General features: G+C 64.2%; 5 protein-coding genes and 1 tRNA gene. 2 read left to right on the top strand and 4 right to left on the bottom strand.

Annotated features, from left to right (window positions below; all coding sequences use genetic code 11):
- The coding region (locus ACWDRB_RS03780) for a hypothetical protein (protein ID WP_449891740.1) at positions 1-195 on the top strand (195 nt) is incomplete at its 5' end.
- A gap of 826 nt (positions 196-1,021) precedes the next feature.
- Positions 1,022-2,464, top strand: coding sequence for an ATP-binding protein (locus ACWDRB_RS03775; RefSeq protein ID WP_449891739.1), 1,443 nt, complete (start codon positions 1,022-1,024; stop codon positions 2,462-2,464).
- 929 nt (positions 2,465-3,393) lie between these two features.
- Here ACWDRB_RS03775 and ACWDRB_RS03770 read toward each other — a convergent pair.
- The 4 genes from ACWDRB_RS03770 to ACWDRB_RS03755 form a co-directional block, all read right to left on the bottom strand.
- Positions 3,394-3,475 (bottom strand) — tRNA-Val (locus ACWDRB_RS03770).
- Positions 3,476-3,542: 67 nt separating this feature from the next.
- On the bottom strand, positions 3,543-4,319 hold the full coding sequence (locus ACWDRB_RS03765) for a hypothetical protein (protein ID WP_449891738.1): 777 nt from the start codon (positions 4,317-4,319) through the stop codon (positions 3,543-3,545).
- A gap of 1,412 nt (positions 4,320-5,731) precedes the next feature.
- Positions 5,732-5,956 carry a hypothetical protein gene (locus ACWDRB_RS03760; RefSeq protein WP_449891737.1) on the bottom strand — a complete coding sequence of 75 codons (225 nt, stop codon included), beginning with the start codon at positions 5,954-5,956 and terminating at the stop codon, positions 5,732-5,734.
- Between the two features lie 189 nt (positions 5,957-6,145).
- A complete protein-coding gene (locus ACWDRB_RS03755; protein ID WP_449891736.1) occupies positions 6,146-6,496 on the bottom strand; it encodes a UTRA domain-containing protein in 351 nt (116 codons plus the stop codon).
- Between the last annotated feature and the right edge of the window lie 12 nt (positions 6,497-6,508).

Genomic DNA, 6,508 nt, shown 5'->3' with positions numbered 1-6,508 from the left:
AACGAGAACAAGTTCGATCGCAACAAGTTCGACGAGAACAAGTTCAACGAGAACAAGTTCGATCGCAACAAGTTCGACGAGAACAAGTTCAACGACAACAAGTTCGACCGCAACAAGTTCAACGAGAACAAGTTCAACGACAACAAGTTCAACGACAACAAGTTCGACCATGACAGGATCCATGAGATCTATTAAAATGATATCGGCGATTGAGTCGAACTCGTTCTCGCCCGCCTGAAAGGCGGACGACAAGTGCCGTGATGAATCATTTTGTCACGGCATTTGTCGGCGTGGCATTATTCAGTAAGCTGGCGTGAGTAGATCACACGGCATCGCCGGAAGCGAGCCGGGCACGTGGTCCCGGTCGCGTATCCGGGCCCTCAAGGGCTTGGGATCAGGTCTCCGTCCGCGGACCGGCGCACCCGCCACCGCTCACAACGTACGGCGCGGCTTCCGGAAGGTCGTAGAGGCGTCTGGGCTCACCGGACGAGGTTGGTCCCCGCGTGAGCTGCGGCACGGCTTTGTGTCCGTACCGTCAGACTCCGGCGTCCCCATCTAGGACATCGCTGCTTGGATTCGAACCGTGTGAACCCTTCACTTGTAAGGCACGCCAGGAGAAGGCGGGATCTTGGGTGATTCAGGGTCTCGCCTCGGCGGATCTTCAGCCCAAAGTCCTCGGCCGTCCACGCTCGTCCCTGACCGTTGTCACTCAGATAGTCACTCAGCGGGACGACGTGGCCGTGTTCCAGATGGGCCGTCCCCTGACGAACGAGCGGTGGCGGCGGCTTGGAGAGGACTGGTAAGGCGCTCGATCAGGAGGCTGGTGACGTCGGCGGCGCCGGATGGAGCGCCTCGGCATCCCGTCCATCGGGGAACTCGTCAGGCCGCGCGGTGCTTGGACGGTCGGCTCCGGAATGCCGGACTCTCTGGACGGCTACGCGTCTGGGGGCGCCGGATCGGAACAGGATGAAATATAACCAGAACTCGAGTAAATGTAACCAGCCCATGGTTACATTTACCGGTGAGCCAGCACGTGCACGAGTTGGTCGCACGTCTCCGCACGACCGGGGCCGACTACGACGATGTCGAGGTCAAGTCGGCGGCAGGAGGGCTGCCGCAGTCGCTCGCCTCAACTCTGAGCGCGCTCGCAAACCATCCAGGCGGCGGGACGATCATCCTCGGCCTCGACGAAGCCACCGGCTTTCGTCCGGTGCAGCTTTCAGATCCGCAAGCTCTCAAGCAGGGCCTCGCTCACAAGGCTCGCTCGTTCTCACCGCCTGTTCAGCTCACGATCAGCGACGCAGAAGTGGATGGGGCGCCGGTCATCGTCGCCAGAGTGCATGAATGCGATCCGTCGGCCAAGCCGTGTCGGATCACGGCGTCGGGCACGGCGTACATGCGGGGGTATGACGGGGACTTCCCACTGTCGGATTTGGAAGAGCAGGCATTCCTTGCCGTCCGTAAGCCACCGCTCTTCGACCGGCAACCCGTGACAGGCGCCACCCGTGAGGACCTGGACGGCGGCCTTGTCACAGCATTCCTACGTTCGGTGCGCGAACGGGATCCCCACGGCCTCGGCCGTTTCCCTGACGATGCCGAGTTGCTCCGGCGTGCTGGAGTGACTCTGCCCGACGGCACTCCGACCGTTGCAGGTCTGTTGGCTTTGGGGGTCCATCCACAGGAGTGGTTTCCGCGCTTCGTCATCCAGGCTTCGGCGGAGCCATTGCCGGCCGATCCCGCAGGATCGCGGGCTCGGAATCAGACGACGATCACTGGGGCCATTCCACGGATGCTGGAAGAGGCCCTGCGCTGGGCACGGCGAACCTTTGACATCAGCGTCGTGTCGGCTCCGGACGGGACCGTTCGCGATCAGCCCGCCTATCCTTACATCGCCTTCCGCGAGATCATCGCGAACGCTCTTATTCATCGCGACCTCGATCATTGGTCGGCCGGCATGGCCGTAGAGGTTCGGCTCCGCCGTGACCGGTTGATCGTCTCCAACCCGGGCGGCCTGTACGGCATCACGGTCGATCGGCTCGGCCGGGATGCCGTCACCTCCGCACGCAATGCACGACTCGTTGCGATCTGCCAACACGCTCGCACGCCAGAAACAGGCGCGCGAGTGATCGAGGCGCTGGCAACCGGCATTCCGATCGTGGCCAACGCCCTGGCAGAGGCCGAGCTCCCACCTGCGCATTACATCGACGCCGCCATCCGATTCACTGTCGTCCTACGGCAGCAGGCAGTTCTCGTCATCCGCCCGGGCGACGACCTGAACGAGACGGAGCTACGCGTCTACGACGCCTTGGCGGCCGGCCCACGCAGTGTCGCTGATCTCAAGCAGGAACTGAACCTGTCCGCACCCAACATCCGCAAGGCACTCCGCGAACTGAGATCGAGAGGACTCGTCGAGCAACTGGGGGGCCAAGGACGGTCAACAACCTACCGGAGACTCTCGGAATAGAGGGACGCTGATGTCCTTGCACGTCGGTTCGCCCAGCCGGACAAGACAGGCCCTGATGCCCAGGAGTTGCCCAGTTGGGCGACGACTGATCAGGCCAATCTCGCCGATGACGGCGAAACTCGCTTGCGCGGGCCAATGACCCGACAGCCCCAAAGGGTGATCGCCACGGGGGCGAGGACCTTGTCGGGTCGGCATGGTGTCGGGCAGCATGGGCGAATGTTCTTGACTATCGTTGCCGTCGCTTCGCCGTTTGTGCTCATAGCTGGAGCTGTCTACGTGGGCATTCGGCTGGCGTCGAGGCGCAAGCATGCGGGTGTGGATCACTAGTCGCGGATACCGAAGTGGCGTGGCCGATGCCCTGTGCGGCGGCGTGGCGCTTGGTCGGTGGGTTCGGGGTGAACGGCGGGGCGGCCGTACGGCGATGCCCCGCGCGGCGCTCGCGCGAGAACGGCCCCCAGGCGGCACGCGCAGCGCGGGACGGCGGCGCGGGGCGTACGACGGCGCGCCGCGCCGCCGCTTGATCAGTTCACCGGCCCAGAGGCCGACGCGCTGATCTTCACTGGCTCACAGGGTGGCATCCTTCGTCGGATCAACTTCCGGCGGGCGGCCAAGTGGGACGAGAGCACGAGAAAGATCGGCTTCCCGGGCCTGCACTTCCATGATCTCCGGCACACCGGCAACACGATCGCTGCGAGCTCCGGCGCGAGCCTCAAAGATCTCATGCGCGCATGGGGCATGACTCGGTCCGGGCAGCACTGATCTACCAGCACAGCACGGCGGAGGCCGACCGCAGGATCGCTGACGCGATGAACGCGAACATCGCGAACAACCCCAATGGATCTTCGAACGGACCCTCTCGCACCAGCTAATGGCACGTTAATGGCACGAAGCCCCGTTTCCATGATCGGAGACGGGGCTCTTGATGCAGGTGGGCGGTACTGGGTTCGAACCAGTGACCCCTCGCTTGTAAGGCACATCAGGAGGGGGCGGGATCTTGGTCGATACCCGCCCCCGCCTGGGGTTATGGTCCTGTGCGGTCCTCTGGAGTCCAGGGCCGTCCGGGGCGATTGTCACTCAGTTAGTCACCCAGCATCTGGCCCGTGGGCTGCGGCTGCTGCCATACGTCACGGCCGTTGCTCCACAGCTCGGAGGCGTGGTACGCGAATCGGTCGAATAGGCCGTCGTCCTGGTAGCGCCGCAGGTGCAGCATGGGTGAGTCGTGCCCGACCAGATTGGCCAGGTGGGGTGTGACCAGCATTTCCGAGTCGAAACGGAACACGCTCATGGCGATGTGCTCGTCGCCGTACCGGGCCTCGATGCCGGGGACGTCGCGTAGTTGCTCGATCTCCGCCAGCGTGATCCGGATGCGCGTGGACACGGTCAGCGGGACGTTCTCCACCTCCTCGCGGCGGTGGGTGACCTCGCTGTCCGGGTCGCCGACCAGAAACCGGATCTTGCAGCCCTGCTGCGCTTTCCGCTTGAGGACCTTCGCCAGGTTCGGGTGTTCCAGCCACAGGAAGTAGTTCGTGTAACCGGCGAACACAATCTCGTTGCGCGCCGCGTTGATGAGGTTGCGCCAGATTGATTTCGGGCACGCGGAGCGATACGGATAAACGGTCAATACTTCCTTGTCTGGCCCCGTTTTAACCGTATTGCGAATTGCGTCTGGCCATAGCACGGCTGTCTCAACTCCTAGTGCCTCTGCGGCGGCCCATTGATGCCGCAGATGCGGGACGCGAGCCTGGTCCTGCAACCAGCGCTCCACCGTCTTGACGTCCACGCCACACCGGTCGGCCAAGCTCTGGTTCGTGACCTTGGCGTTCAGCATGGCGCTGCGTAGGGCGACGTTGGCCACGGTACACCTCGGGGCGGAGGACGTCAGGGACGTTTTTGAGCGTAACGCCATAACGTCCTGGACGTCTCTATAACGCGGTGGGTTCGTCACGCAAAGGTAAGCACGCTGATCCCATGTCAATCCCGGTAATTCTCGGAGATCTCCAAGCGGCTTTTCCTGGTTGGTGTATTTGGCGTAGTTCTGTGGGGCGTCTCTGGGCAACTCGAAACGGCCGACGTCTATCCCAGCACGAGGTAGACCACGGTCTCTGCCAGACGATCGACGCGGACGACGTCGCTCAACTGGCCGAGCGTTTGAAGGAGCAGGAAGCAGCGGAGCAGGCGCTGTGAGCAGCCCTTCGTCGCGAATCGGCTGTCATGCCGAGATCGTGGACATGCTCCACAGCCCAGCGCAGACACGAGCGTGGGCCTCAGTGCTGCTCGGTCGTCGCGGGACCGTGGTAGCTGTGCTGCGTAACGGCACCCTGGGCTTGCTCAAACTCGACGGACAGCCGCACGAGTTGCCCGGAGGGGTGCAGCGCTGGCCATTCCACTGGGATGACCTGCTCGTACACGATGATTCGACAGGACCGGAGAAGCCAGCATGCGACTACCGGCTCGGCCTGTCCAACCACGAGAGGAACGCCGTACAGCATGCCGTACGGGCCAAGCAGAAGGTCAGCTTGTGCGGCGAGGCAGTGCGCCCGCTGCCGACCCTCGGTTGGTGCTTGCCTTTCCTGCCCACAGCTACGCGCGCCTGCCCGGCCTGTGTCCATCTGGCTGAACAGCCCGCAGAAGAGGAGGCGGTGCGTTCCGTGTCCCCTCTTCCCTCGTCGCGATAGCCGCTCAACCGTGTTCCAGTCGGGGGGCGGCTTCGTACTCACCTCGTACGCCGTCGACTCACCGCGTAGCGGCAGCGGGCCGGGGACGGAGTGTCAAGCCCGGCTTCGCGTGTACGTTCGCTGGTCGCCGTTCCTCGATCATGCGTTGTCCTGCGATCAGGGCCGGGCTTGATGCGGAGGAGGCGGGCTGCTGGGCTTGCCTGAGTCGATGGTGTGCGAGGTGACCACCTCGGTGCCGGAGCCCTCCCGCCGGAGGCATAAGGCTTGAAGAGCCGTCCCGTCATATGTGAGCGGAGCGGCCGGCGCCCATGCGAAGCACCCGAAGGGCCGCGAAGCGGTGGGGGCCGGCGGCGGAGCGGGGCGACGGTGCGGAGGTCGACGACAGAGGGTGTACGGCGGTGCGGCGGCCGTGTGGCGGCACGGCACGGCCCGAGCCGCTGCCGCCCGGGACCGGCCCCCAGGCCGCATGCCCGGGACGGCAGGCGGGCGCGGGGCCGTGCGCACGGCGCGGAGCGCCGTCGCCTTGAACCAGTAAAGAAACTCTGAGCCACCGGCTTATGGGACTAGACAGCTTATGGACGACGCCGGGCAGTCACTCGTGCGGGGAGGCGACTCCTCGGTCGGTGAGGCTGGAAGGTGCCTCCTCGCCGAAGGTGATCACGATGTCCCTGCCGTTGGCATAGCTGACCACCGGCCGCTGGAGCATGTCACCCGCCTTGCGGGCCGCCCCCTGGAAGAGCTCCACCTTATCTGGGGTGTCGGCGGTCACCCTGAATCGTCCGTTGGCGAGGAGTTCCTGGGCGACGTAAGGGGCCATGTTCGCTTGGCCTCGAACCTGTTCCTCCGCAGTGAGAGGGGTGCGGCGGTGCGCAGGTTGCGTTCCAGGAGTATGAGTCACAGCTGATCTCCTCATGATCGACGTCTTTGTAGCATGCCATCCGCGACTCCCCTCAGCCCGCGATCCCAGCGAACTGACGGTTCCTGGCAAAGGTCTCTAGTCAGAGCACTAGATCACGAGGTCTATGCCGTTGTCGGTGAGTTCTTGCGGTGTGAGGACCGCTTCTGGCTCGTCGCTGAGTTCGCGGTGGTAGCCGATTTCGTAGCGGTTGGCGGGGGCTTTGACTTCGGTGACCTCGATGGGGTGGCCGTTGGCGTGGGCCATGGTGCGGCGGATGATGAGGACGGCTTCGGCGTAGTCCATGCCGAGTGCGGTGCGTTCGTCTTCGTAGGCGATGCGGGCGGTGGTGAGGGTCATCCAGCGGACGGGGCCGTGTTCGCGGATGAGGGACTGGTAGAAGAACCCGGGGCGCTTGCGGTACTGGGCGTGGCGCTTGGGGTCGTCCCAGTCGGGGAGCATGCTACACCCCGG

The sequence above is a fragment of the Nonomuraea sp. NPDC003707 genome (assembly GCF_053587055.1).
Note: the sequence above shows the minus strand (reverse complement) of the source record. Positions and strands in the feature narration are given on the sequence as shown.